The sequence below is a fragment of the Saccharopolyspora sp. NPDC050389 genome (assembly GCF_040655595.1).
Classification (GTDB): Bacteria; Actinomycetota; Actinomycetes; order Mycobacteriales; family Pseudonocardiaceae; genus Saccharopolyspora.
Map to the genome: position 1 here is coordinate 8,215 of NZ_JBFAKG010000061.1, position 23,668 is coordinate 31,882.

General features: G+C 69.8%; 25 protein-coding genes. 9 read left to right on the forward strand and 16 right to left on the reverse strand.

Annotation, left to right across the window (positions count from 1 at the left end; all coding sequences use genetic code 11):
- Positions 1 to 159: 159 nt before the first annotated feature.
- Positions 160 to 1,413, forward strand: coding sequence for an aldolase (locus AB0I53_RS32400; RefSeq protein WP_358611530.1), 1,254 nt, complete (start codon positions 160 to 162; stop codon positions 1,411 to 1,413).
- Between the two features lie 52 nt (positions 1,414 to 1,465).
- Here AB0I53_RS32400 and AB0I53_RS32405 read toward each other — a convergent pair whose 3' ends face one another.
- Positions 1,466 to 1,909 carry a hypothetical protein gene (locus AB0I53_RS32405; protein ID WP_358611533.1) on the reverse strand — a complete coding sequence of 148 codons (444 nt, stop codon included), beginning with the start codon at positions 1,907 to 1,909 and terminating at the stop codon, positions 1,466 to 1,468.
- 194 nt (positions 1,910 to 2,103) lie between these two features.
- Here AB0I53_RS32405 and AB0I53_RS32410 point away from each other — a divergent pair, with 194 nt between their 5' ends.
- Entirely contained in the window at positions 2,104 to 3,207 is a 1,104-nt protein-coding gene (locus AB0I53_RS32410; protein ID WP_358611536.1) for an alcohol dehydrogenase catalytic domain-containing protein, read from the forward strand.
- A 98-nt stretch (positions 3,208 to 3,305) separates the two neighbouring features.
- A complete protein-coding gene (locus AB0I53_RS32415; RefSeq protein ID WP_358611539.1) occupies positions 3,306 to 3,908 on the forward strand; it encodes a hypothetical protein in 603 nt (200 codons plus the stop codon).
- An 8-nt stretch (positions 3,909 to 3,916) separates the two neighbouring features.
- On the opposite strand, the gene AB0I53_RS32420 is transcribed toward AB0I53_RS32415, so the two are convergent.
- The gene (locus AB0I53_RS32420) at positions 3,917 to 4,312 is read right to left on the reverse strand and encodes a nuclear transport factor 2 family protein (protein ID WP_358611542.1); all 396 of its coding nucleotides are present in this window, start codon (positions 4,310 to 4,312) and stop codon (positions 3,917 to 3,919) included.
- A gap of 150 nt (positions 4,313 to 4,462) precedes the next feature.
- Here AB0I53_RS32420 and AB0I53_RS32425 point away from each other — a divergent pair, with 150 nt between their 5' ends.
- Positions 4,463 to 4,792 carry a hypothetical protein gene (locus AB0I53_RS32425; RefSeq protein WP_358611545.1) on the forward strand — a complete coding sequence of 110 codons (330 nt, stop codon included), beginning with the start codon at positions 4,463 to 4,465 and terminating at the stop codon, positions 4,790 to 4,792.
- Positions 4,793 to 4,803: 11 nt separating this feature from the next.
- On the opposite strand, the gene AB0I53_RS32430 is transcribed toward AB0I53_RS32425, so the two are convergent.
- Positions 4,804 to 5,400 (reverse strand): TetR family transcriptional regulator, encoded by a 597-nt coding sequence (locus AB0I53_RS32430; protein WP_358611548.1) that lies wholly within the window; start codon positions 5,398 to 5,400, stop codon positions 4,804 to 4,806.
- A 74-nt stretch (positions 5,401 to 5,474) separates the two neighbouring features.
- On the opposite strand from AB0I53_RS32430, the gene AB0I53_RS32435 reads away from it, so the two are divergent.
- Positions 5,475 to 6,350 carry an SDR family NAD(P)-dependent oxidoreductase gene (locus AB0I53_RS32435; protein ID WP_358611551.1) on the forward strand — a complete coding sequence of 292 codons (876 nt, stop codon included), beginning with the start codon at positions 5,475 to 5,477 and terminating at the stop codon, positions 6,348 to 6,350.
- Between the two features lie 53 nt (positions 6,351 to 6,403).
- Here the strand turns inward: AB0I53_RS32435 and AB0I53_RS32440 are convergent, their stop codons facing one another.
- From AB0I53_RS32440 to AB0I53_RS32480, 9 genes are all read right to left on the reverse strand, one after another.
- Complete coding sequence (locus tag AB0I53_RS32440; RefSeq protein WP_358611554.1) at positions 6,404 to 7,315, reverse strand: serine/threonine-protein kinase; 912 nt, start codon at positions 7,313 to 7,315, stop codon at positions 6,404 to 6,406.
- Positions 7,316 to 7,338: 23 nt separating this feature from the next.
- Positions 7,339 to 7,542: a hypothetical protein gene (locus AB0I53_RS32445; protein WP_358611556.1), complete on the reverse strand. Its 204-nt coding sequence runs from the start codon at positions 7,540 to 7,542 to the stop codon at positions 7,339 to 7,341.
- A 182-nt stretch (positions 7,543 to 7,724) separates the two neighbouring features.
- Positions 7,725 to 8,786: a S8 family serine peptidase gene (locus AB0I53_RS32450; protein WP_358611558.1), complete on the reverse strand. Its 1,062-nt coding sequence runs from the start codon at positions 8,784 to 8,786 to the stop codon at positions 7,725 to 7,727.
- A gap of 439 nt (positions 8,787 to 9,225) precedes the next feature.
- Positions 9,226 to 10,731 carry a nucleobase:cation symporter-2 family protein gene (locus AB0I53_RS32455; RefSeq protein WP_358611561.1) on the reverse strand — a complete coding sequence of 502 codons (1,506 nt, stop codon included), beginning with the start codon at positions 10,729 to 10,731 and terminating at the stop codon, positions 9,226 to 9,228.
- A gap of 272 nt (positions 10,732 to 11,003) precedes the next feature.
- On the reverse strand, positions 11,004 to 11,894 hold the full coding sequence (pucL, locus tag AB0I53_RS32460; protein ID WP_358611564.1) for a factor-independent urate hydroxylase: 891 nt from the start codon (positions 11,892 to 11,894) through the stop codon (positions 11,004 to 11,006).
- Between the two features lie 7 nt (positions 11,895 to 11,901).
- Positions 11,902 to 12,237 carry a hydroxyisourate hydrolase gene (gene uraH, locus AB0I53_RS32465; RefSeq protein WP_358611567.1) on the reverse strand — a complete coding sequence of 112 codons (336 nt, stop codon included), beginning with the start codon at positions 12,235 to 12,237 and terminating at the stop codon, positions 11,902 to 11,904.
- Positions 12,234 to 12,743 (reverse strand): 2-oxo-4-hydroxy-4-carboxy-5-ureidoimidazoline decarboxylase, encoded by a 510-nt coding sequence (gene uraD, locus AB0I53_RS32470; RefSeq protein ID WP_358611570.1) that lies wholly within the window; start codon positions 12,741 to 12,743, stop codon positions 12,234 to 12,236. The genes uraH and uraD overlap by 4 nt, the downstream gene beginning before the upstream one ends.
- Before the next feature lie 363 nt (positions 12,744 to 13,106).
- On the reverse strand, positions 13,107 to 13,481 hold the full coding sequence (locus AB0I53_RS32475) for a helix-turn-helix domain-containing protein (RefSeq protein WP_358611644.1): 375 nt from the start codon (positions 13,479 to 13,481) through the stop codon (positions 13,107 to 13,109).
- Position 13,482: 1 nt separating this feature from the next.
- Positions 13,483 to 13,740: a thiamine-binding protein gene (locus tag AB0I53_RS32480; protein ID WP_358611573.1), complete on the reverse strand. Its 258-nt coding sequence runs from the start codon at positions 13,738 to 13,740 to the stop codon at positions 13,483 to 13,485.
- Between the two features lie 208 nt (positions 13,741 to 13,948).
- Here AB0I53_RS32480 and AB0I53_RS32485 point away from each other — a divergent pair, with 208 nt between their 5' ends.
- From AB0I53_RS32485 to AB0I53_RS32500, 4 genes are all read left to right on the forward strand, one after another.
- Positions 13,949 to 14,749 carry a TIM barrel protein gene (locus AB0I53_RS32485; protein WP_358611576.1) on the forward strand — a complete coding sequence of 267 codons (801 nt, stop codon included), beginning with the start codon at positions 13,949 to 13,951 and terminating at the stop codon, positions 14,747 to 14,749.
- A 14-nt stretch (positions 14,750 to 14,763) separates the two neighbouring features.
- Entirely contained in the window at positions 14,764 to 15,705 is a 942-nt protein-coding gene (locus tag AB0I53_RS32490; RefSeq protein ID WP_358611647.1) for a 2-hydroxy-3-oxopropionate reductase, read from the forward strand.
- 300 nt (positions 15,706 to 16,005) lie between these two features.
- Complete coding sequence (gene gcl / locus AB0I53_RS32495; protein WP_358611579.1) at positions 16,006 to 17,709, forward strand: glyoxylate carboligase; 1,704 nt, start codon at positions 16,006 to 16,008, stop codon at positions 17,707 to 17,709.
- A gap of 266 nt (positions 17,710 to 17,975) precedes the next feature.
- Positions 17,976 to 19,103, forward strand: a complete 1,128-nt coding sequence (locus AB0I53_RS32500; RefSeq protein ID WP_358611582.1) for a glycerate kinase — start codon at positions 17,976 to 17,978, stop codon at positions 19,101 to 19,103.
- 103 nt (positions 19,104 to 19,206) lie between these two features.
- Here the strand turns inward: AB0I53_RS32500 and AB0I53_RS32505 are convergent, their stop codons facing one another.
- The 4 genes from AB0I53_RS32505 to AB0I53_RS32520 all read right to left on the reverse strand — a co-directional run bounded on the left by AB0I53_RS32505 (position 19,207) and on the right by AB0I53_RS32520 (position 23,441).
- Positions 19,207 to 19,863: a GntR family transcriptional regulator gene (locus AB0I53_RS32505; RefSeq protein WP_358611585.1), complete on the reverse strand. Its 657-nt coding sequence runs from the start codon at positions 19,861 to 19,863 to the stop codon at positions 19,207 to 19,209.
- A gap of 134 nt (positions 19,864 to 19,997) precedes the next feature.
- A complete protein-coding gene (locus tag AB0I53_RS32510) occupies positions 19,998 to 20,906 on the reverse strand; it encodes a polysaccharide deacetylase (RefSeq protein ID WP_358611588.1) in 909 nt (302 codons plus the stop codon).
- Positions 20,907 to 20,986: 80 nt separating this feature from the next.
- Positions 20,987 to 22,126 (reverse strand): GAF domain-containing protein, encoded by a 1,140-nt coding sequence (locus AB0I53_RS32515; RefSeq protein WP_358611591.1) that lies wholly within the window; start codon positions 22,124 to 22,126, stop codon positions 20,987 to 20,989.
- Positions 22,127 to 22,136: 10 nt separating this feature from the next.
- Positions 22,137 to 23,441, reverse strand: a complete 1,305-nt coding sequence (locus AB0I53_RS32520) for an MFS transporter (protein WP_358611594.1) — start codon at positions 23,439 to 23,441, stop codon at positions 22,137 to 22,139.
- Positions 23,442 to 23,668: the final 227 nt, after the last annotated feature.

A 23,668-nucleotide genomic window follows, 5' to 3' on the forward strand; every position in this document is an offset into this window, starting at 1 on the left:
TCGATGGTGGTGCCGACGAACGCCGCGACTCCGGCCCGGCGGGCCATCCTGGATCGTGTTGGGCTGCTATAGCCGCCCAAAAGACTCACGGCCTTCTCGCCGCAGCCGAGCTGGGCAGCCGGGGACGCCTCCCGGCCGCCGGACCCGAAGGGAGCGCAAGTGGCCAGAACCTCGCTGGAATCCACCGAGATCGCGAAGCGGCTCGCCCGCCTGTCCGAGGTGGACGAGCACATCGCCCGCACGTACCCGGGCGCGAGCGCGGCCCGGCAGCCGGTGCACACCTGCTACGTGCCGGCGAGCAAGGTCGACGCCGAAACGGTGCGGCAGTGGGGGCGGGACGCGCTGGCCGCGTTCGACCGGGACGCCGCCCGGCCCGAGGACTTCGTCGAGATCCTGGGGCTGGACGCCCAGATCGCCCGGGCCGTGCACCCGCGGGTGCGGGCGAAGCTGCAGAACTCCCCGCTCGAAGACCTGCGCATCGACTTCGAGGACGGTTACGGCCGGCCCGGTGACGACGTCGAGGACGCCGACGCGGAGCGGACCGCCGGAGTGGTCGCCGGATGGCTGCGCGACGGCGTGGAGCCGGCGAACTTCGGCCTGCGGGTGAAGTCCTTCGACACCCCGGAGCTGCGCGCCCGCTCGGTGCGCACGCTGGACGTCTTCCTCACCGCGCTGCTGCAGCAGTGGGGCAGCCTGCCCGCCGGGTTCGTGCTCACCTTCCCGAAGGTCGTCGACGCCGCGCAGGTCGAGGTCTTCGTCGAGCTGCTGGAGCTCTTCGAGCAGCAGCTGGGCATGCCGGAGAAGTCGCTGCGCTTCGAGATCCAGGTGGAGACCACTCAGTCCATTGTGGACTCGAATGGTCGCTTCGCGCTGCCGCTGTTCCTGCGGGCGGGCGGCGGCCGGGTCACCGGGCTGCACTTCGGCACCTACGACTACACGGCCAGCTGCGGGCTGACCGCCGCGCACCAGCACCTCGCGCACCGCGCCTGCGACTTCGCGCGGCACGCGATGCAGGTGTCGGCGGCTGGCACCGGGGTGTTCCTGTCCGACGGCTCGACGAACGTGCTGCCGGTCGGCGACCAGGTGCACCACGGCTGGCGCACCCACTACGAGCTCACCCGCCGTTCCCTGGAACACGGCTTCTACCAGGGCTGGGACCTGCACCCGGCGCAGCTGGTGACCCGCTACGCGGCGGTGTTCGCGGCGTTCCGCGACTCGGCTCCGGCGGAAGCGGCGCGGCTGTCGGCATACGTGTCGGCCAGCGGCAGCGCGGTGCTGGACGAGCCGGCGACGGCGCGAGCGCTGGCGGCGTCCTTCGTGCGGGCGCTGGACAACGGCGCGATCGACGCGGACGAGGTCAAGGAGATGACGGGCCTGGCGGAACCGGAGATCCGCAAGCTCGGCCGCCTCTAGCCTGGTAGGCCGCCGGTCCCCGGCACCGGCGGCCGTAATCACGTCAGCCGCCCTACGTCGCGGCGTACGGCTGGATGTTCCCGGCATCGTCGTTGCCGTTCTCCGTCGCTATTCCCGCGGTCCGCACATCGTCGGGACCGAACGCCTTCGTTCCGAAGTACTGCGTGTAGGTGTTGGGCGGGGCGGCGAGCGGAACCTCGGTCCACGCCCGGCCGTCCCAGTGCATCGACTTGCCGTCGCCGACCGTCCACACGTCATCGCGGCTGACCACTGTCGCGCCGTCGATCCGCCCGATGTCGGGAGGCTGGACCTGTTCCCAGCCCTCCCGGCCTTGGCGGAAGGCCAGCGAGTGGTGCTCGTTGCTGCCATCCAGCGTGATCCCGAACGACCACGCGGGCCCGTCGCCGGCGGCGGTGTGCAGAGACCCCTGCTCCTGCAGCTGGGGAAGTGGCTCTTCCGGCCAGCTGCCCGCAGCCGCGGCGGGCTGTCCCAGCAAGAGCGCGTGGTCGCGATCGCGCCCGCGATTCCGAAATGCTTCACCCAATGCCTCCTCGGCCAGGCTTTGCGTACTGCTATCCGCAGGAGAGTCGAAATCGGTTCACGGACGGGGTTCTCCGGGCCGGGCTCTGGACAAGTCGGGTTCGGTGTGAGCGGATGGGCACGGGTCTGTCGGCGTGGAGGAGCGTGGTGATGAAGATCAGGGGTGCGGTGCTGCAGGAATGCGGTCGGCCGGGGCCTTGGGAGCGGTCTCGGCCGCTCGCCGTCACCGAACTCGACCTCGACGGGCCCGGGCCGGGCGAGCTGCTCGTGCAGTTGGAGGCCGCCGGGGTCTGCCACTCCGATCTGTCCGTTGTGGACGGAAACCGGGTGCGCCCGGTGCCGATGCTGCTCGGGCACGAGGCCTGCGGCCGGGTCACCGAGGTCGGCGACGGCGTCACCGATCTCGCCGTCGGGCAGCGCGTCGTGCTCTACTTCGTGCCGCGGTGCGAGGAATGCGACGCATGCCGCGCGGGTGGGCGGGCGCTGTGCTCGCCGGGCTGGGCCGCCAACGGTGCGGGCACGCTGCTTTCCGGCGCTCGCCGCCTGAACTGGGACGGCCGCGAGGTGCACCACCACTGCGGCGTTTCCGGATTCGCCACGCACGCCGTGGTCGACCGCCACTCCGTGGTGCCGATCGCCGACGACGTGCCGCCGGAGGTCGGCGCGCTGCTCGGATGCGCGGTGCTCACCGGCGGCGGCGCGGTGAAGAACGCCGCCCGCGTCGAGCCCGGCGAGGACGTCACGGTGGTGGGCGTCGGCGGGGTCGGCATGGCTGCGGTGCTGGTGGCGCTGGCCTGCGGTGCCGGGAGCGTGACCGTCGTGGATCCGTTGGAGGGCAAGCGTTCTCGCGGTCTCGAACTCGGCGCGACGAAGGCGTTGACGCCGGAGGAGGCCGTCGAATCCGGGCACAAGACCGCTGTGGTGGTGGAGGCGAGCGGCAACGCGAAGGCCTTCGAGACGGCGGTTTCGGTGACCGCGCCCGCCGGGCGGACGGTCTCGGTCGGCCTTGCCTCGCCGGAGGCGCGCAGCAGCATTTCGCCGTTGGCGCTGGTGAGCGAGACCCGCACGATCATCGGCTCGTTCCTGGGTTCCGGCCTGCCCGCGCGGGACATCCCGGAGTACGCGGACCTGTGGCGGGCCGGGAAGCTGCCGGTCGACCAGCTGGTGTCGGGCACCGTCGACCTGGACGACATCAACCACGCGATGGACGAACTCGCCGCCGGCCGGGCGATGCGCCAAGTCATCCGCTTCTGATTCCAGCTGGTCAGGACCCGTGAGTACTTTGTGTCGCTATAGCAGCACAAAGTACTCACGGGTCCTGGGATTCCGGTGCGTCGGTTAAGGTCGCTCAGGTGTCCGCGCCGAACGCCCAGCCCACCGACACCGTGCTCAGGACGGGACGCCGCCGCCTGTTGTTCGGTGTCCTCTGGTCGGCGGTGCTGATCGCGTTCGGGCTGCTGGCGATGCTCGTGGCGGTCAACGCGAACACTGCGGCACCCGTTCTACTCGCGGCCGGTTTCCTCCTGGTCTGCTGTGCCGGCGCGGCATTGCTCCTGGTCCCCGCCTGGAAGCGGCGGCATGACTGGCTGAGCGTCGACACCACCGGGGTGTGGTGCTGCGACTGCGAGGAGCAACGCGTGATCGAGTGGCGGCAGCTCAGCGGCGTCTCCGCGCACTGGGCCGACGGGTCGAGGCAGACGGGCCGCCTGCCTTCGCACTGCATCGAGTTGTGGCCGTCGGGGCAGATCGACCGGGACGACGCGGTGCTGGGCCGATTCGTGCGGGACGAAGAACCGGCGGAGCCGCTGGGCCCGGAGTTGGCGGCACTGCACTACCGGATTCCGCTGGGCCGCAGGGGGTGCGACGAGGTGATCGACGCAGTGCGCCGGTACGCGCCGCAGCTGTGGCTGGGGCAGGTGCGGGGCGAATCCCGTGGCACCCTCCCGTACGAGTAGGCCCGCCGTCACGCGGCGGCTTCGGCGACGACGAGGCTGTCCTCGTAGATGTGGTAGCGGGTGATCAGGCCGTTCTCGCCGGTCAGATGCAGGGCGAACGGCGTGGTGAAGGCCCGGCCGTTGGCCTTGATGACCTGCGATACCTCGCCGAGCACCACCGCGTGCGGCCCGTCGACGAGGATGTGGCCGATGTTCGCCGCGGTTTCCTCGGGGACGAAACCGCCCAGCATCGTGCGGAAGAACTCGGCGACGTCCGCGCGGGCCGTGCAGTGCCGGATCCACGGCACCGCAGGCGATCCGACGATCTTCCAGTCGACGGTCTCGGCGAACAGCGCGGCGATGGAGTCGGGGTCGCCGCCGGCCAGGGTCTGCAGGAAGTTGTCGACCGTTCCTCGGATGGTCATCGCGTTTCCCCTCGGATCGAAGCTGCCACGAGTCTCGCGGCGATCGCGCATCGCGTCGATTACCCCGCAGGTAATGGGATAACTGCACGGCACGGCGTCGCGGCACCGGCTAGCGTCGGGTCATTCCGACAGCATCGCGAGGAGAAGCTCATGGAAGACGCCACCCGACGGGACATCCTGGAGACGTTGACCGAGCGGCTGGGCAAGCGCCAGGTTTTCGGGGAACCCGTGCAGCAGGGCGACACCACTCTGCTGCCGGTGGCCAGCGTCCGCTCCGGCGGCGGTCGTCACGGTCACCGCGACGACGACGGCGTCGGTATCGGCGTGGACGCCCGCGCGGTCGGCGCTTTCTCGGTCTCCGCCGACGGCAAGGTCGCCTGGCACCCGGCCGTCAACGTGAACAAGATCGTCTGGGGCGGCCAGCTGGCACTGGCCACCGTTCTCGTCGCCTTCGCGATCGCCTTCCGCCGCAAGCGCTGATCCCGCCGCGGTCAGGCCTTCGGGAATCCTGCGCCGAAAGCCGGTTCCAGCTGCTCGAAGGCTCGGTCGATCAACTTCATCCGGTTCGCGTCGTCGCCTCGCAGCCACTCCCGGGATGCGGTGTCGAGGGCCGCCGTCGCCGCGTTGGTCAGCAGATCCGCGGTGAACGCGTCGAGCCCGGAGCGCTCGCGCAGGACATCGGCGACGTCCTGCCGCCACTGCTCCCGCTTCTGGTGCAGCCGGGCGCGCAGCGACTGCGTCGATTCGATCAGCCGGAGGCTGGTCAGGTCGCGCTGCGAGGAGTGGATCTTCTCCGCCCACCGGCGCAGCACCTGGTGCAGGCATGCCCAGGGTGGTTGGCCGGCAGGCTGGGCGCGCAGATCTTCGACGACCTGTTCGCCGAGCACGTCGATCCCGCCGAAGACGGCGTCTTCCTTCGACGGGAAGTACCGGAAGAAGCTGCGCTTCGTCAGCCCCGCGGCCCGGGCTATCTCGTCCACGGTCGTCTGGTCGAAGCCGTGCTCGACGAACATCTCCAAGGCCAGCTCGGCGAGCTCGGTGCGGACCGCACGTCGCGCCCGTGCTCGCAGCCCATCTGTACCACTCACGCACCCTAGTCTACTTTGTGACACCTGGTGTCATGATAGACATCAGGTGACATGGGAGGCGAGAAGTGACGACGATGAGCGGCAAGACGGTGCTCGTGACCGGCAGCACCGGTGGAATCGGCAAGGAGACGGCGCGCGGCCTCGCGCGGCTTGGGGCCGATGTGATCCTGGTGGGGCGCAACGCGGATCGGGCCGAAGCGGCGGCCGCAGAGCTCCGGCGCGACACCGGGAACTCCGGCATTGAGGCGCTCACGGCCGACGTGACCAGCCAGGACGACCTGCGTCGGTTGGCGGAACAGGTGCTGGCTCGCGCCGGCGGCCTGCACGTGCTGATCAACAACGCCGGGGTGACGAAGGAACGCCGGGAGCTGACCGCGGACGGCGTCGAAACGGCGTTCGCGGCCAACGTCCTGGCCCCGTTCACGCTCACCCACCTCCTGCTGCCCGCACTTCGGCGTGCCGGGCGTGGGCGCGTCATCAACATCGCCGGCGGAGTGCCGCGCGGCCGGATCGACCTGGGCAACCTGCAAGGCGAGAAGTCCTACGTGGGGCTCGCGTTCTACAACCAGACCAAGCTCGCGCTGATGGCGATGAGCTACGCCTTCGCCGAGCGCCTGCCGGAGCCCGGGATCACGATGAACGTCGCGTATCCCGGACACGCCTACACGTCCATGAACAAGAACCTGACGACAAGCGCGTATCCGTTAGCCGCGCGGCCGATCGTGCCGTTGCTGAGGCTCCTGATGCCGGTCCTCTACGGCGGTGAAGCGGTCGGGAAAGCGGCCACCTCCAGCATTCGCCTGGCGTCCGATCCGGGCGTCGCGGAAGCGCACGGCGTCTACTTCAACAGCAACGCGCAACGCGCCCCGTGGCCGGCGAGCGTCCGCGACCGGCGCAACCGGGACGCGATCTGGGCGCTGTGCCGGGAACTCAGCCGGATCGAGGGTTGATCGAGTCGGGGTTCTGCTCGCGTTCGCCGTGCCGCGGAAGGAGATCCGGTAGCTCAGGCGCCGATGGTCTCCGGGTTCATGCCGGACCAGGCGATCAGGCGGTCCGCGACTTCGCCCACCGTCGGGCGGGATTTCGGATCCGGGTCGAGGCAGGCGTCGACGGTTCGGGACAGCGCCGCGGGCAGGCGGCGGTGGGTGCGCAGCGGCGCGGCCGCGGTGTGCCGCTGCGGGTAGTAGCGGGTGCCGTCGTCGTTGCGCTCGCCGGACGACACCTCGGCCCACGGCGTGGTGCCGGAAAGAGCCTCGTACAGCGTGATGCCGAGGCCCCACGTGTCCGCCGCCGGCGTCATCTCGCCGCCGGCGGCCTGCTCCGGGGAGAGGTAGTCGAACGTCCCGGCCGAGCTGTGCTCGCCGATCCGGCAGGCGAGGCTCAGGTCGAGCAGCACCGCCCGGCCGCCGACTTCGACAACGTTCGACGGCTTCACGTCGATGTGCACCCAGCCGCGGCGGTGCAGGTAACCGAGCACCGAGCACAGCTGGACGCCCAGCACCGCGGTGTCGATCGGCCGCAGCCGCCCGAGCTCCTCGATCAGGAAACCCAGCGTGTGCCCGGGCAGCGTCTCGGTGATCACCACCGGGCGCGCCGGTTCGTCGGCCTGCGCGATCTCGTAGCCGCGCACCAGGTGCGGATGCGTGAACTGGGTCAGCAGCACGCCTTCGTTGCGCAGCCAGCCGATCGCGCGCTCGTCCGCGGCGCGCTCCGGCCGGACGGTCTTGGCGATGCAGCGGCAGGACCGCTCCACGCTCCACACGTCGTAGACGTCCAGCCGGCTGCCGCGGCGCAGGTGCCCGATGACCCGGTAGCCGGGTGCGAGCACGTCACCCGGCGCGAGCGGTGGTCCCGGCGGTCCCCAGTCCTGGTCGGGTTCGCCGTAGTAATAGGAGCTCAACGAATCGATCAGCACCGAACCGAGCCGATTGCGCGGCGTCAGCTGTGGCTGCGACGGCGGTAGTGGCCGTGCCCGCTGCTGCTGTCGTGCCGGCGGCGGTGGCCGTGCCCGCTGCTGCTGGAGTGCCGACGGCGGTGTCCACCGCTGCTGGAGTGCCTGCGGCGGTGCCCACCACTGCTGGAATGCCCGTGCGAATGGTGCTTCGCCGGAGACACCATCTTGAACAGCTTCGAGAGGTCCATCGGCCCCAGCTCCCGGATCGATCGGTGCCCGCGCGGTTGCGCGGTGCTTTGATCATTGTTCCTGGATTCGGGGGCGCGGTCGAGGAGTTTTGCACCTTTCGCGAATTCGGCCCAATGGCGGACTCGCCAGCGGTAATGGCCAGTGGTATGACCATCGCCGCCGACGTCCGTTCATCGCCTGGTCACAGCGGTTGCTGCACGGCCGCGGCGGCATCGACGACGCCGTAGCCGTAAACCGGGTTGAAGACGCCGCGCAGCCCCACCAGCGGCGTGCGAGCGGTGGTCATCAGCGCCTTCTCGATGCCGTCCGCGTTGCGGCCCTGCGCGCCGAGCAGCGCCGCGACGCCCGCGACCTGCGGAGCGGCCATGGAGGTTCCGGCGAAGGAGTCGTAGTCGGCCTGCCCGCACTTCGACGAACCGGCACCGCGCGGCACCGTCGACCAGACGTCGTCGTCGCAGCCCCGCGAGGACGCGCCGCCCGGCGCCGACACGGCCTTGGTGTCCAGCTTGAGGGCGAGGTTGGAGTACGTGGAGTGGAGCTCGTCGGCGTCCGTCGCGGCGACGCACAGCGCGCCGGACTCCCAAGCCGGGGTGTCGCACAGCGGAGCGGTTTCGTTGCCCGCCGACGCGACCACGACCACGCCCTTTTCGCGGGCGTAGGCGATGGCGTCCTTCGTCTCCCTGGTCAGCCCGAGCAGCGTCAGCAGCTGCGTGCCGGGCTGCGCGCCGAGGCTGAGGTTCACGACGTTCGCACCGTGGTCGGCCGCGTAGCGCACGCCCGCGCCGATGTCGGCGAACGTGCCGGAACCGTTCTCCAGCGCCTTGATCGGCATGATCCGCGCGTCCGGTGCGACGCCGGCGATCCCGATGCCGTTGCCTGCGACCGCCGCGGCGATGCCCGCGACGTGAGTGCCGTGCACGTCGGTCGGCTGGCCCACGCCGTCCGCGCCCCGCCAGTCGCCGTTGCCGCACGGCGTCGGCCGGTCGCCGCAGCCGGCGAAGGTCGCGCCCGGCACCAGCTTCGGCGCCAGGTCGGGATGGCCGAGGTCGACGCCGGTGTCCACCACGGCGATGATCTGGCCCGCGCCGGTGCTGGTCGCCCACGCATCGGTGGCCCGCAGCTGGGCGAGGCCCCACTGCTTCTCGCCGAGCGGGTCCGCCGCGGACTGCCCGCTCGCGGCCGCCTGGGTCGCGAGGACCGATAAACCGACCAATCCGGCGGTGATCAGGGCCCGCATCCGCATCGAGATCTCCCAACGTCGGCAAGAATTTCGCCGGATCAACGAGCCCCGCCGGGAGCCGGTGCGCGGGAAAAGGCAGAAGCGGCCGTTCGCCGCGCCAAGTTCGGACGTCCGGAGCAACACGGCCGGCTTCGCGGCCGGACGTTTCGTGCGTCGGTGCCGGGAAGGGAGGAAACGGCGGTTTCTCGCGAAAGCGCCACCCGGCTGTCGGCTCAGGGCCGGGTTTCCGCCTCTCGGCCCCAGTCCTGCATCGCCCGCAGGCAGCAGTGCCCGGCCCCGGCCGGTCAGCGAGTACGCCCCGCGCGGCGGCCAGGACGGTGTGCGCCGGCGGTAGTTCTTCCACGATTTGAACGGAAATCGGGCTTCGGTTCGGTCCCGGTCGGAACGAGCGAAAGGCGCCTTTTGCCGGCCACATCGGCAAAAGGCGCCTTTCGGCGGGTGGTTACCTGGTGGATTCGGATTCCTGCGCGGACGTCCGCGGCTCCGGAACCGCGTCCAGGTGACCGGCGTCGTCCTCATCGCGGTGGTACTCCCCGGGGGCCGTGCCGACCACCGCGACCGTGTCGCCGCCGACCGTCGGCTCCGCCTCAGCGGGCCGCTTGCGCCAGGCGTTGAACAGCAGGTTCAGCAGCAGGGCCGCGATGCAGCCGGTGCTGATGCCGGAGTCGAGCACGGTGCGCAGCGCCGCCGGGAAGTGCTCGTAGAAGTGCGGCGCGACAACCGGGACCATGCCGATGCCCAGCGAACCCGCCACGATCAGCGAGTTGAACGGATCGCCCAGGTCGGACTTGCCCAGCGTGCGGATGCCGCTGGTGGTCACCGAGCCGAACAGCACCAGCGCGGCGCCGCCGAGCACCGGCTGCGGGACCAGCGAGACGACCGCGCCGACCACCGGGAACAGGCCGAGCAGCACCAGCACGCCACCGGCGGTGGCGACCACGTACCGGCTGCGGACCCGGGTCAGCGCCACCAGGCCGATGTTCTGCGCGAAGGCGCTGCAGGTGAAGCCGCCGAAGATCGCGCTGACCGCGCTGCCGGCGCCGTCGGCGCGCAGCCCGGCCGCGATGGTCTTCTCGTCCGCCGGTCGGTCCACGATCTCGCCGAGCGCGATCATGTCCGCCGTGGTCTCCATCATCGCCACCAGCATCACGATGCAGATCGAGATGGTCGCGGTGATGTTGAACGACGGAGTGCCCAGCGCGAACGGCGTGGGCAGGTTGAACAGCGGCGCCGACTCGAACGTCGTGGTGTCGATCAGCCCGACGGGCCAGGCGACCAGGGTGCCCGCCACCAGGCCGAGCAGCAGCGCGATCCGGTTCCAGAAGCCCTTGAGGAAGCGGTTGAACAGCAGCACCAGCGCGAACGTCAGCGCGCCGAGCGCGATCTTCTCCGGCGCGGCGTAGTCGGGCGCCTCGGCGTTGTTGCCGGCGATCCACTTGATGCCCACCGGCATCAGCGACAGGCCGATGAGCGTGATCACGGTGCCGTTGACCACCGGCGGGAAGAACCGCACCAGCCGGGAGAAGTAGGGGGCGATCACGAAGGCCAGCACGCCGGCGATCAGCACGGAGCCGTAGATCACCGACAGCGGGTTTCCCTGGCCCTGCTGCGCGACGATGGCCAGCATCGGCGCGACCGAACCGAACGTGACGCCGTTGACGAACGGCAGCCGGGCACCGATCTTCCACACGCCCAGCGACTGCAGCATGGTGGCCAGACCCGCGGTGAACAGGCTCGCGCCGATCAGCAGGGTCATGTCCAGCGGCGCCAGGCCCATGGCCTCGCCGATGATCAGCGGCGGCGCCACCACGCCGGCGTACATCGCGGCGATGTGCTGGACGCCGAACGCCAGCAGGCGCGCTGGCGGCATTACCTCGTCCACCGGGTGGACATCGGTGGGTTTTCCGTTTCTGGTGCCGCGGTTGCGACGGGTCTTGAAGAGGGCCATAGGGGACTCCTGGGCCGCAGGGGCTGGTCAGATCAAGTCACTATCAGCGCCGGGTTTTTTCGCTTGTTGCTCTTCGTTGCCGGGAAATCAACCTTCGATCCACAATGGATCGATGGTTTCTCGGGCGGTGCCGGGTGCCCGAAGTTCGGGTAGCAGAAGGGGCCACCAGGGAATCTCCGGTGGCCCCAACTGCAGGATCAGCGGTGATCCTCGAATGCCGGTTCTCCTCCGTGCGTCGGGGAGGCCCGGCGGTCGAAAACTGCGGTGAACGATCAGAACTGCGGCAGGCTGTACCAGGCCTGCGGTGCTTCCTCGACGTCGTCGCGAGTGACGACGCCCTCGATCAGGCCGTACGGCCGGTCCGCGGCGAAGAACACCTCGTTGTTGTTCTCCAGCCCGCAGTAGTCGAGATCGACCAGGAAGTGGTGCTTGTTCGGCAGCGACAGCCGGACCTCGGCCACCTCCGGGTGCTTCTCCAGCGCGGCCTTGCCCATCTCGTAGAGGCTCTGCTGCAGCGCCAGGCTGTGCGTGGTGGCGAAGGCTTCGAGCATCGTCGAGCGGACCGACTCGAAGCTCTTGCCCCAGTCCACGTCGGTGTGGAGGTAGCGCCAGCGGGCGGTCACCGCGGTGGCCAGGATCCGGTCGTTGGTCTCGGCCAGCGTCGTGTACTTGTCCTTGGGGTAGCCCCAGAACTCCGAGCCGGTGGACTTGAGGACGACCAGGTCCTTCAGCCCGGACACCACGTGCGCCTGGTCGCCGTCGATGGTGATCGCGGCGGTGCGCTTCTCGTCGGTGGAGCGGGCGAAGGAGTGGTCGTGGCCGGTGCCGCCGACCGGGATCCGCTCCCAGCTGTACTCGTCGATGAGGATGCGCGCGCCGGTGATGCCGTCCGCCGTGCCGACGAAGTGCCTGCCCAGCCGCAGCGCGAAGTCCTCGATCTCGCCGATCGGCGCTTCCTTGGCGAAGGCGTAGACCGTGTTCTTCTGCGTGTCGGTCGGCAGCACGTTGCCGTTGTCGCCCGTGAGGTGGGCGGAGTCGAGGTCACCGCGCAGCGAGGAGCTGACGTTGAGGTCCTTGATGATGTGCCGCGCGTTGTCCCGGTTCACCGAGACGATGCGGACCTCGGCCTTGCCGTACTGGTTGGGGCCCATGACGATGCCCATGCGGTGTTCAGCTCCCTCGGTAGGTGGAATAGGCGAACGGGCTCAGCAGCAGCGGAACGTGGTAGTGCTGTGCGGGGTCGGCGATCCGGAAGGCGATCTGCACCTGCGGGTAGAACGTCGCGACGCCCTGGCGGTCGAAGTACTCGCCGGTGTCGAAGGTGAGCCGGTAGTCCCCGGCGTCCAGCCGGTCCGGGCCCAGGTCCTTGATCCGCCCGTCGTCGTCCGTGCGGCCTTCCGCCAGTGCAGCCCAGTTGGGGCCCTTGGCGGCCTCCAGCCGGATCGTGACCCCGGCGGCGGGTGTGCCCCGCGCGGCGTCGAGCACGTGGGTGGTGACGGCACTCATCCTTCGATCACCTTTGCCAATCTCAGACGTGCGATCTTGCGGAGTTCGTCGGCGACGATCCGCAGCTCGGCCTCCGGCTCGTTGTCCAGCCGGGAGTGCAGGATCTCCAGCAGCTCCGCGCCGCTGCGGCCGCTGGCGCAGACCAGGTACACGTGCCCGAACCGCTGCTCGTACGCCTCGTTGCCCTCACGCAGAGCGCGGGCCAGCTCGGCGTCGCCGCCGTCGACACCGGACTGCTCGTTGCGCGAGAACTTGGCCGAGGTGTCCTCGCCGCTGGCGCGCTCGCCGATTCGGGGGTGTGCGGCGAGCGCGCCGTGGATCTCCTCGGGGGTCAGCTCCGGCGCTGCGGCGTCGGCGGCCTGGTAGACGGCGTCGGCGTCGGCGAACGGGCGCCGGTCGGCGATGTCGGCGGCCCAGCGGGGGATGTCCAGGCAGGCGAGCAGCCGCTGGACGAGTTCCGCTCGGGGGAGGTCGTTGAGCCGGTCCGTTTCGGTGGTTGTTGACATCGCAAACTCTCACAGGATGTGCGGCCCCGAAGATGTTTTCGGGATTGGCGGAGGCGGCGGACGAGAGTCCGAGCATGCCTGGGCTGTGCTGCGGTTGCCGGTCACGAGCTTCGGTGCGGCAAAAGCTACGACCGCACTCCGCCAAGTGTCAACACTTTGTTGAAAAATCCTGGTCGCGGGTTGTGCGGTTGGCACAATCGGGGCGAGCCGCCCGGCGCCTGGAGGCATGCTTCGCCGCGACGAGAGTTGGTGGTTCGGGAGCTGCTGCGGGTGTGGCCCGTGCGTACTTTGTGCTGCTATAGCGACACAAAGTGCACACGGGTGTGACCAGCGGGAACGGAGCGCTTCGAGGTGCCGCCCGGGTCAGTTCCGGTTGGCCTGCTCGCGGTTGAGGTAGTTGTAGACCGTGAAGCGGCTGACGCCGAGCGCCTTGGCCACCGTCTCGACGGACTTGCGCAGGGTGAACGCGCCGCGCTCCTCCAGCAGCCGGACGGCGCGCTGCTTGTCCGGGCGCGGCAGGTCCGGCAGGCGCCCGCCGAGCTCGCCCTCGACGTCCCGGATCATCCGGTCGAGGGCGCTGGTCAGCTCCTGGCCGGGCAGCCGGACGGCGACCGCCGGCGCACCCTCCCAGTACAGGACGATGTCGCCGGGCTCGCGCTCGTCGGCGGGCACGGCGGTGCCGCCGATGTGCTCCAGGAGCGGAGCGAGCGCGTTGGCGAGCGGATGCACGCCGACCAGCCTAAACCTGGTCGTCGTCGGCGTCGCCGACGGTCACTTGCAGGGTGATCCGGTTCGCCCCGGTGCTCAGCACGGTGTCCATCACGGCGGCGAGCGCGGGCAGCAGCGCCTCGCGTTCGCCGCTGATCGACGTGCCCAGCGGGCCGAATTCGGGCTCCAGCCCGGCGGCGAGCAGGCAGTCGCGGGCGGCCACGGCGTGGGCCGGCGGCTCGCCCTCCCCTTCGAAGGGCTCGGTCGTGAACTCAGCTCGCAAGATCATTGGTGTGACCTCCCGGTTGAACCGTATCCGCCCAGGTGGGGCCGCCGCGCGGGACCGGCTCGCCGAAGCTTCTGCGCTGGTGGGGCCGCTGCCGGTGACCGGTGGGTAACCGGGGGTGGGGCGTTGACCGCCGGCTTCCTTGTCGCTAATCTATCGTTGTACGAAATAAGATTTCCGCATAACGAAATTTCTCCCGAGGGGGGTGCCGATGAATCCGAACCGTTACGACGTCAACCTCTCGATCCTGTTCACCGAACTGGACGTGCTGGACCGTCCCGCCGCGGCGAAGGCCGCCGGATTCGACAAGGTGGAGTTCTGGTGGCCGTTCCCGGTCGCGGTGCCCGCCGACCGCGAGGTGGACCGGTTCGTCCAGGCGATCTCCGACGCCGGGGTCTCGCTGGTGGGCCTGAACTTCTTCGCCGGTGACATGCCCGCGGGAGAGCGCGGCGTGCTGTCGAACCCGGACCGCGCGGGCGAATTCGCCGACAACGTCGACGTCGCCGTCGGCATCGGCGAGCGGCTGGGCTGCCGGGCCTTCAACGCCCTGTACGGCAACCGGATCGACGGGGTCGAGGCGGCGGCGCAGGACGACGTGGCCGTCGAGAGCCTGGTGCGCGCGGCAAAGGGCACTGAGCGCATCGGCGGCGTGGTGCTGATCGAGCCGGTCAGCGGCACGCCCGCGTACCCGCTGAAGACCGCCGCCGACGCGCTCGCGGTGATCGACCGCGTGCACGCCGAAGGCGGCGTCGACAACCTGCGGCTGCTCTTCGACCTCTACCACCTGACGGTCAACGGCGACGACGCGGACGCGGTGATCGACCAGCACGCGAAGGCCATCGGGCACGTGCAGATCGCCGACGCGCCGGGCCGCAACGAGCCGGGCACCGGTGAGATCGACTTCGAGCACTACTTCGACAAGCTCGACGCGGCGGGCTACACCGGCCACATCGGACTGGAGTACAAGCCGAGCGGCGCCAGCGCCGACAGCTTCGGCTGGATCAAGCGCTGACCGCTCGTGAGCGGATTTTCCGGTTCTTACCGGAACATTCGCTCACGACCGGCGACAACCACGGAGGTACCACAACCATGAGCAAGGTCGGATTCATCGGGCTGGGCATCATGGGCGGCCCGATGGCGGCCAACCTGGTCAAGGCCGGCCACGAGGTCACCGGCTACAACCGCAGCCAGGCCAAGGTCGACCAGCTGGTCGCCGACGGCGGCAAGGCGGCGGCGAGCGTGGCCGAGGCCGTCCGCGACGCCGAGATCATCTTCGTCATGCTGCCGGACTCGCCGGATGTCGAGGCCGTCGTGCTCGGCGAGGACGGCGTGCTGGCCAACGCCAAGCAGGGCGCGGTGCTCGTCGACTGCAGCACGATCCGCCCCGACGTGTCGCGCCGCGTTGCGGAAGCCGCCGCGGAAAAGGGCGTGCGGGCGATCGACGCGCCGGTCAGCGGCGGCGAGCCGAAGGCGATCGACGGCACGCTGTCGATCATGGTCGGCGGCGAGGCGGATGCCTTCGCCGCGGCCGAAAGTGCGCTGGGCGCGGTCGGCACCACGATCGTCCACGTTGGACCCGCCGGTGCCGGGCAGACCGTGAAGGCGGCCAACCAGCTCATCGTCGCGGGCAACATCGGGCTGGTAGCCGAGGCCCTGGTGTTCCTGGAGGCGCACGGCGTCGACACCGAGGCGGGCTTGAAGGTGCTCGGCGGCGGACTCGCCGGCAGCACCGTGCTCGACGCCAAGGGCGCGAAGATGCGCAACCGCGAGTTCGCCCCGGGGTTCCGGCTCGAACTGCACAACAAGGACATGGGCATCGTGCAGGCCGCCGCGCGCGATGCGGGCCTGTCGATTCCGCTCGGTTCGCTGGTGAGCCAGCTCGTCGCCGCGGCCGTCGCGCAGGGCGACGGCAAGCTCGACCACTCCGGGCTGCTCAAGCAGATCACGCAGCTCAACGGTCGCGACTGAGACCGCGGTGTCGCGCGGGGAGTTCCTCGTCTCCTGCGGCCACGGCCCCGCGCGACACCGCCACCCCGTCACGCGGTAGGCCGCGTTTCCCTGCGAAATGCTCGTGAGTGTTTTGGAGCGCTATAGCGATCCAAAACACTCACGACAGCTGAGCAGCGAGAAGTGCCGCCGCACGGGCGGCTCCAATCAGCAAGACGGTCACGGGTCAGCGGTTCAAGCGCCGCCAAGCAACCAAAACCACTGACCCGTTCCCAACAAGGTGCGCGTCGAAGCGCGGCACCCGAGAGGAAGTCTTACACCATGCCCAAAGTTCCTGTCATGCAGGCCGTCGTCGACGTGCTGAAGTCCGAGGGCGTCGACATCACCTTCGGTTGCCCCGGTGCCGCGATCCTCCCGCTGTACGCGGCGATGGAGGACAGCGGCATCAAGCACCTGATCGTCCGCCACGAAGAGGGCGCGACCCACATGGCCGACGGCTGGGCGCGCACCAACGGCAACGTCGGGGTCGCCATCGGCACCTCCGGCCCGGCGGGCACCAACATGATCACCGGCCTCTACACCGCGCAGGCGGACTCGATCCCGATGCTGTGCATCACCGGCCAGGCGGTGTCCTCCAAGCTGCACCAGGAGGCGTTCCAGGCGGTCGACATCGTCGACATCGCCAAGCCCGTGACGAAGTGGGCGGTGCAGGTCAAGGAGGCCGCGCAGGCGCCGTGGATCTTCCGCGAGGCGTTCCGCATCGCCCGCTCCGGCCGCCCCGGCCCGGTGCTGATCGACCTGCCGCTGGACGTGCAGAAGCAGGAGATCGAGTGGGACCCCGAGCTGGACGCCCCGCTGCCCATCCCGGCCGTCGAGCCGCACCTGCCGCGGGTCGAGCGCGCGCTGGACTTGCTGCTGGAGGCCGACCGGCCGCTGATCCTCGCCGGTGGCGGTGTCATCCTCGGTGACGCCCACGAGCAGGTCCGCGAACTGGCCGAGCTGCTCGGCGTCCCGGTGCAGATCACGCTGATGGGCAAGGGTTCCTTCCCGGAGGACCACGAGCTGTTCGCCGGCATGACCGGTATCCAGACCAGCCAGCGCTACGGCAACCAGTCGTTCCTGGAGGCCGACCTGGTGCTGGCGCTGGGCGCCCGCTTCGGCGACCGGCACACCGGTGCCCTGGACACCTACCGCGGTGAGCGCAAGTTCATCCACGTGGACATCGAGCCGACGCAGATCGGCAAGGTCTTCGGGCCGGACCTGGGCATCGTCTCGGACACCCGGCTGTTCCTGGACGCGCTGATCGAGGCCGCGCGCAAGCGCAACGCCAAGAAGGACTACTCCGAGTGGGTCTCCCGGGTCGGCGTGCTCAAGCAGACCCTGACCCGGCCGGACGACTACGACACCGTGCCGATCAAGGCGCCGCGCGTGTACCGGGAGATCAACCAGATCTTCCCGCCGGAGGCGTACTTCATCACCGCGATCGGCCTTTACCAGATCTGGGGCGGGCAGTTCCAGACCGCGCACCGGCCGCGGCACTACCAGGTGTGCGGCCAGGCCGGCCCGCTCGGCTGGGAGATCCCGGCGGCGATCGGTGTGAAGTCCGCCGAGCCGGACGCCGAGGTGGTCGCGGTGGTCGGTGACTACGGCTTCCAGTTCCTGGTCGAGGAGCTGGCGGTGGCCGCCCAGTACAACCTGCCGTTCGTGATCATCATGCTGAACAACGAGTACCTGGGCCTGATCCGCCAGGCCGAGGGCGACGCGTTCGGGATGAAGACCGAGGTGGACATCCACTACGACGAGTACGGCACGGACAACGTCAAGATCATGGAGGCCTACGGCTGCGCCGGCCGCCGGGTGTTCGAGCCCGGAGACCTGGCCGAGACCATCGAGTGGGCCCGCAAGGAGGCTGTCGCGACCAGCCGCCCGGTCCTGGTCGAGGTGATGATCGAGCGGGAGGCCAACACGGCACGCGGCATCCGCATCGACGCCATGATCGAGCCGGAGCCGGTGCCCAACGCGTGATGATCCTCGGGGTGCGGAGGCTGGCCGACGCGTACGGGAACCGCGTCGGTTGGTCCTGTCACACACTCCCGCACCCCAGGCGGGGCTTCAGGGCAGCCCCGCGCGAGGTGCGCTCGCCGGCGACGCGCGGTGGCGTGGTCGGCGAGCGTGCCCCGCATTTCCCCCAGACGGGGTCCTCGGGTGGAATATCCGGAAGACCCCTTGGTGTCCTCCGCCGGGTTCGTGCCGGGCGGTCCCGGCGGAGGACGCCGCCCTAGCGATCGGAGTTGGTTGTGCCTGGACCCGTCCTCATCGCACCGGACAAGTTCAAGGGCTCGCTGACGGCGCCGGAAGTCGCCGAGGCGGTGGCCGCCGGCCTGCGCCGCGCCCGCCCCGACGCGGAGGTGCGGTTGGCGCCGGTGGCCGACGGCGGGGACGGCACCGTGCAGGCCGCGCTGGCCAGCGGATACGCGCCGGTGCCGGTGCGGGTGGCGGGCCCGGTCGGCGAGCCGGTGGACACCGAGATCGCGATCAGCGGCGACACCGCCGTGGTCGAGCTGGCCTCGGCCTCCGGGCTGGCACTGCTCGACCCTGAAGAGCTCGCCCCGCTGGCGGCCTCCAGCGAGGGCACCGGCGAGGCCATCCTGATGGCATTGGACGCGGGGGCACGAACCGTGGTGCTCGGCGTCGGTGGCAGTGCGAGCACCGACGGCGGCGCCGGAATGCTCACCGTCCTGGGGGCGCGGGTCTTGGACGCTGCGGATAACCCGTTGCCCCCAGGCGGTGGACCACTGAGCCGAGTGGCCACAGTGGACCTGTCCGGCCTGGACCCCCGGCTGGCCGAAACCGATTTCATCCTCGCGTCCGATGTGGACAATCCGCTGCTCGGCGAGCGCGGTGCGGCGCACGTGTACGGGCCGCAGAAGGGCGCCGACCCGGAGCAGGTTCGCTTCCTGGACGAGGCGCTGGGGAACTGGTCGCGCGCGGTGCTGGCCGCGGGAGGTCGCGACGTCGTCGATCAGCCGGGCGCCGGGGCGGCAGGCGGCGTCGGCTACGGGGCGCTCGCGGTGCTGGGCGCGCGGATGCGGCCGGGCGTCGACGTGATCCTGGAGCTGATCGACTTCGACCGGCAGCTGGCCGGAGCGGGCCTGGTGATCATCGGCGAGGGCGCCATCGACGAGCAGACGCTGCACGGCAAGGGCCCGGCCGGAGTCGCCGCCCGCGCCGTCGAAGCGGGCGTCCCGGTCGTGGCGATCGCGGGGCGCTGCGACCTCACCCCGGAGCGCCTCCGTGAAGCGGGCGTCGAAGCGGCCTACGCGCTGACCGACATCGAACCGGATCCCCAGCGCTGCATCCGCGAAGCGGCAACGCTCCTGGTCGACCTCGGCGAACGCCTCGCCCAGAACCACCTGTAGCCGCTGCGTTCTAGCTGGTCAGGGCCCGTGAGTACTTTGTGCTGCTATAGCAACAAAAAGTGCGCACGGGCCCTGATCAGTCGTAACGAAGCCTTCCGACGTGCTAGGCGTCGAAGAGGAGGCGGAGGGTCGTGTCCCTGTTGTGGTGGATGTGGTGGATCGCCTCGGTCGCCGCTCGATCCGGGTCACCTGAGGCGATCGCCTCGTAGAGGTTCGTGTGCTCCTGGCACAGCCCTTCGGGATCGTCGACCTGCCGGAACAGCCAGTGCAGGCGGCCCTGGAGGGGATCCAGCAGGCCCGCCAGCAGGTGGTGGTCGGCCAGCCGCACGATCTCGTCGTGGAAGTCGCCGTTCGCCTTGCCCACCGCCTGCAGGTCGTCGCCCTGCAGCGCCTTGTCCGCCCGGCTGAGATGCCGCTGCAGCGCGCGCAGGCCGCGCGCGTCGGCCTTGCTCGCCGCCAGCCGGCACGCCAGGCTCTCCAGCGCTTCGCGCACGTCGAAGAGCTCCTCGACGTCGCGGCGCTCCAGGCGTCGCACGATGACGCCGCGCCGCGCGACGTCTTCGACGAACCCCTCGACGCGCAGCGTGCGCAGCGCTTCGCGCACCGGAACCCGCGAAACCGCCAGCTCCGCGGCGAGCTCGCGCTCGACGATCCGGTCGCCCGGCGCGAACCTGCCGTCGATGATGCGGTTGCGGATCTCCTCGCAGACCTGGTCGCGCAGCGGCCGATCGCGGGAACCCAACGGGACCGGCTGGGCCACGTCCGCTCCTTTCCCCTTAGAACTCGGTTGAAGCCTAGTCAGGCAAACCGCGGGCCCCGATGGTGATCCGCGGTTTCAGTTGGAACTGCCACCTCGTGGGGGCGCAGCTTCAATTGGAACCGCGCCCCCACCTGTCACGGGCCGGCGGGAGAAGGGCGGTCGGGCGCGGAGAACGGGTACCGGTTGCGGAAGTCCGCCGCGGCTTCTTCGAAGGTGACGAAGCGGACCCCGTCCAGGGAACGCCAGTAGTCGATGAGCCGTTCCAGCATCAGCAGCACCTGCGGCCGCCCGGAGACGTCCGGGTGCAGGGTGACCGGGAAGACGCCGTAGTCGAACTCGCGGTACACCCACTCGAACTGGTCTCGCCACAGCTGCTCGACGTCGCGGGGGCTGACGAAGCCGTGCGAGTTCGCCGCGTGCTTGTTGAACAACATCGGCGGCAGGTCGTCGACGTACCAGTTGCCGCAGAACTCCACCAGGTCCACCTCGTGGCCGTGCTGCAGCGGCTTCATCCACGATTCGGCCGGCCCGGCGAAGTCGATCTTCGTCCAGGAGTCGCCGACCCGCGCGTAGAACGGGTGGAAGTCGTTGTAGTTCTGGCTGTGGTCGTAGCTGAAGCCGTTCTCCATCAGCAGCGCGGCGGTGTGCTCGGACATCTCCCACCACGGCGCGACGTAGCCGCGCGGTCGGCGGCCGCTGGCCTTCTCCACCAGCTCGATGCACCTCAGCAGCACGTCGCGTTCCTGCTGCTCGGTCATCTGCACCGGGTTCTCGTGCGAGTAGCCGTGCGCGCCGATCTCGTGCCCGGCGTCGACCACCGCCCGCACCTGGTCCGGGAAGGTCTCGATGGAGTGGCCGGGGATGAACCAGGTCGTGGGGATCTCGTAGCGCTCGAAGAGCTTCAGCATCCGGGGCGTGCCGACCTCGCCGGCGAACACGCCGCGCTGGATGTCGTTGGGCGAGTCCTCACCGCCGTAGGAGCCGAGCCACCCGGCGACGGCGTCGACGTCCACCCCGAGGCAGATCTGGATGTCCTTGCTCATTTACCTCTCCTTCGATTTCGCTGGTCGCGGGGCCGTGAGTCTTTTGGGCTGTCATAGCCGCCCAAAAGACTCACGGCTGTTCAGCTGGCCAGCAGGGACCTGACCTCGGCTGCTGCGGTTTCGATGGCCTGGATGTCCGTCGGGCGCCAGTCGCGTTCGGCGAGGCTGTGCACCGAGAGCCAGCCCGCCATGGCGCCGTCGACCTCGACCGGAGCGAGCATCTGGGCCTGCACGCCGTAGACCTCGATCAGCGCCTGCGGCGGCTTCGGGTCCGCCCGGAAGTGCGGCTGCACCAGCGTGCGGCGGTGTTCTTCGAGCCACTGCACGGTGTTCAGCTTCCGCTGGTCCAGGCCGGGGTCGTGCTGGATCGCGCGCACCCCGGGCCCGGTGTCCTCCGCCGCGGCGAGGTCGACGCCGAGCCGCTGGGACGGCAGGTCGAGCCGCATCGTCGTCCGATCCGCGCCGGTGGCCTCCCGCAGCGAGGCGCAGATCCGCTTCAGCGCCGACCGCGTCGAGCCCGAGAGCAGCACGCTGCCGCGGTCGAGCGAGACGCCGGCGCCGAGCATGTCCAGCGCCTTCCACAGCGTCACGGAAACGCTGTCCAGCACCGGGATTCCGACCGTCGCCTCCAGTTCGGCCGCGACGAAGGCGCCGCGCAGGTTCGTGCACACCAGCGACACGGCGTGCACATCGGCGGCGGCCGCCTCGATCATCGAGGCCAGCCGCTGCTCGGGCACCGAGCCGAAGCTGAAGTTGTCGGTGATGTCCAGCCGCTCGTCGGTGACGACCTCGACGCCTTCCGCGCCGTAGGTCTCGGTGATCTTCGCGGTGACATCGCCGGTGTACGGCGTGACCAGGCCGAGCCGCGTGACGCCGAAAGCGTGGAAGGCATCGCGCAGCGCCAACGTCGACGTGGTGGCCGGCACGCCGCACGCCTCCGAGATCGCCGCGCTGACCTGCCGGTCGTAGTCGAATCCGAGCCAGGATCCCGCGGTCCCGTTCCACGCCACCACGTCCACCGCGGCGTCCCGGAGCAGCTCGGCCGCCGCCGACATCCGCTCCAGCGAGAACTGGTCGTTCTCCTTGTCGGACAAGGAGATCGCGGTGACCGGCAGTCTGCTGAAGTGGACGCTCACGTCCTCGACGCCGGACAGCAGCTGGTAGGTGACGGGTTCCAGCACGGTGTTGGACGACGGTGTCAACATTCCGATGCGTGGCATGTCATTCCTTTCAGGCGGGCAGGCGCTTGGTGTAGTCGAGGGTGAGCACGGCGGCGGTCATGATCAATCCCGCTCCGACGAAGTAGAGCAGCGCCCAGGTGTAGCTGCCGGTCGCGCCGACGATGAAGCCCACCAGCATCGGCGTGAGGATGCCGGCGATGTTGCCGCTGAGGTTCATCGCGCCGCCGAGGGCACCGGCGTTCTCCCGGCCGCCGAGCAACGACGGCACGCTCCACATGAGGCCTACCCAGCGCAGGAAGAACAGCACGGCCGACAGCAGAGTCACGGCCGCGATCGGGCCGGGCACCAGCGTCACGCCGAGCAGTCCGAGCACGACCGCCACGCCGGCGATGCCGAGCAGCGTGCGCATCACGACGTTGCCGTCGCGGCCGCGGGCCCGCCAGGCGTCGGCGAGCCAGCCGCCGATCAGCTCGCCGACGAATCCGGCGCCGAAGATGACGAAGGTGGACCAGCCGATCGTCTTGATGTCGAAGCCCTTGGCTTCCGACAGGTACAGCGGGCCCCAGGTCAGCAGCCCGTAGAACACGCCGTTGAAGCCCAGCCACGCGGCGCACATCGCCCAGAACGACCGGAACTTCAGGTAGCGGCGCAGGGGGCGCCGACCGCTGGTGGTGCCCGCCGCGCGGTCCTCGGCGGCGTGCGAGGTCTCGATGTCGGTGGCCTCGGCGTCGTTCACGCGAGGGTGGCTGCGCGGGGTGTCCCGGAGGTACCACCAGGCCCACACGCCCATCAGCACGGTGACCGCGCCGGCGACGATGAACGCGGGCCGCCAGCCGCCGGTCGTCGCGATCAGCCAGGAGATCGCGATGCCGCCGAGGCCTGCGCCCAGCGGCGCGCCGGCGTCGAGGATGACCGCGCCGCGGCCGCGTTCCCGCAGCGGCATCCAGATGGCGTTGAGCTTGCCGCCGGCCGGCATCACCGGCGCTTCGGTGGCGCCGAGCAGCGCGCGCATCCCGAGCAGCGCGCCCGGGCCGGGGGCGGTCGCGGTGAGCGCGGTGGCCGCGCCCCAGGCGATGCACGAGCTGCCGACCATCCGGCGCGGGCCGAAGCGGTCGATCAGCCAGCCGCTGGGCAGCTGCATCAGGGCGTAGGTCCAGAAGAAGGCGGCCAGCAGGATGCCGGTGAGCTCGTCGGAGAGCCCGAACTCCTTCTTGATCAATGGCAGCGCCACCGAGATGGAGCCGCGGTCGACGTAGTTGATGGTCACGATCGCCAGGAGCAGCAGGAAGATCTTCCAGCGGACCCGGGTGGGTCTGGTTCCGGTGTTCGTGATGGTTCCCGATGTTTGTGTCACGTCTGGTCTCCAGGAGGCGGAGGAGGAGCCGGGCGATTTGGGATGCGGTATACCAAACATCGCCGCGAGACCTGTGTCAATACCTGGGAAAATACGAATCGATTACCCGCATGAAGAAGGAGTTTCAGGTTGGCCTGGAGGGGCCGTGCTGAATCGATGCTCCGTCGCCGCCCCTTGACGTGTGCGCGTGGCTTCCCGTTAACTTTCCAAAAAACGATAAGTATACT

What these genes read in the sequence shown, in the direction of transcription:
- AB0I53_RS32425 (WP_358611545.1), top strand. Translation starts at nt 4,463, where the DNA reads ATGGAAGACGCCACCCGACGGGACATCCTGGAGACGTTGACCGAGCGG.
- gcl (WP_358611579.1), top strand. Translation starts at nt 16,006, where the DNA reads ATGCCCAAAGTTCCTGTCATGCAGGCCGTCGTCGACGTGCTGAAGTCC.
- uraH (WP_358611567.1), bottom strand. Translation starts at nt 12,237, where the DNA reads ATGAGTGCCGTCACCACCCACGTGCTCGACGCCGCGCGGGGCACACCC.
- AB0I53_RS32515 (WP_358611591.1), bottom strand. Translation starts at nt 22,126, where the DNA reads ATGCCACGCATCGGAATGTTGACACCGTCGTCCAACACCGTGCTGGAA.
- AB0I53_RS32480 (WP_358611573.1), bottom strand. Translation starts at nt 13,740, where the DNA reads ATGATCTTGCGAGCTGAGTTCACGACCGAGCCCTTCGAAGGGGAGGGC.
- AB0I53_RS32420 (WP_358611542.1), bottom strand. Translation starts at nt 4,312, where the DNA reads ATGACCATCCGAGGAACGGTCGACAACTTCCTGCAGACCCTGGCCGGC.
- AB0I53_RS32510 (WP_358611588.1), bottom strand. Translation starts at nt 20,906, where the DNA reads ATGAGCAAGGACATCCAGATCTGCCTCGGGGTGGACGTCGACGCCGTC.
- uraD (WP_358611570.1), bottom strand. Translation starts at nt 12,743, where the DNA reads ATGTCAACAACCACCGAAACGGACCGGCTCAACGACCTCCCCCGAGCG.
- AB0I53_RS32435 (WP_358611551.1), top strand. Translation starts at nt 5,475, where the DNA reads ATGAGCGGCAAGACGGTGCTCGTGACCGGCAGCACCGGTGGAATCGGC.
- pucL (WP_358611564.1), bottom strand. Translation starts at nt 11,894, where the DNA reads ATGGGCATCGTCATGGGCCCCAACCAGTACGGCAAGGCCGAGGTCCGC.
- AB0I53_RS32445 (WP_358611556.1), bottom strand. Translation starts at nt 7,542, where the DNA reads ATGGACCTCTCGAAGCTGTTCAAGATGGTGTCTCCGGCGAAGCACCAT.
- AB0I53_RS32485 (WP_358611576.1), top strand. Translation starts at nt 13,949, where the DNA reads ATGAATCCGAACCGTTACGACGTCAACCTCTCGATCCTGTTCACCGAA.
- AB0I53_RS32455 (WP_358611561.1), bottom strand. Translation starts at nt 10,731, where the DNA reads ATGGCCCTCTTCAAGACCCGTCGCAACCGCGGCACCAGAAACGGAAAA.
- AB0I53_RS32450 (WP_358611558.1), bottom strand. Translation starts at nt 8,786, where the DNA reads ATGCGGATGCGGGCCCTGATCACCGCCGGATTGGTCGGTTTATCGGTC.
- AB0I53_RS32410 (WP_358611536.1), top strand. Translation starts at nt 2,104, where the DNA reads ATGAAGATCAGGGGTGCGGTGCTGCAGGAATGCGGTCGGCCGGGGCCT.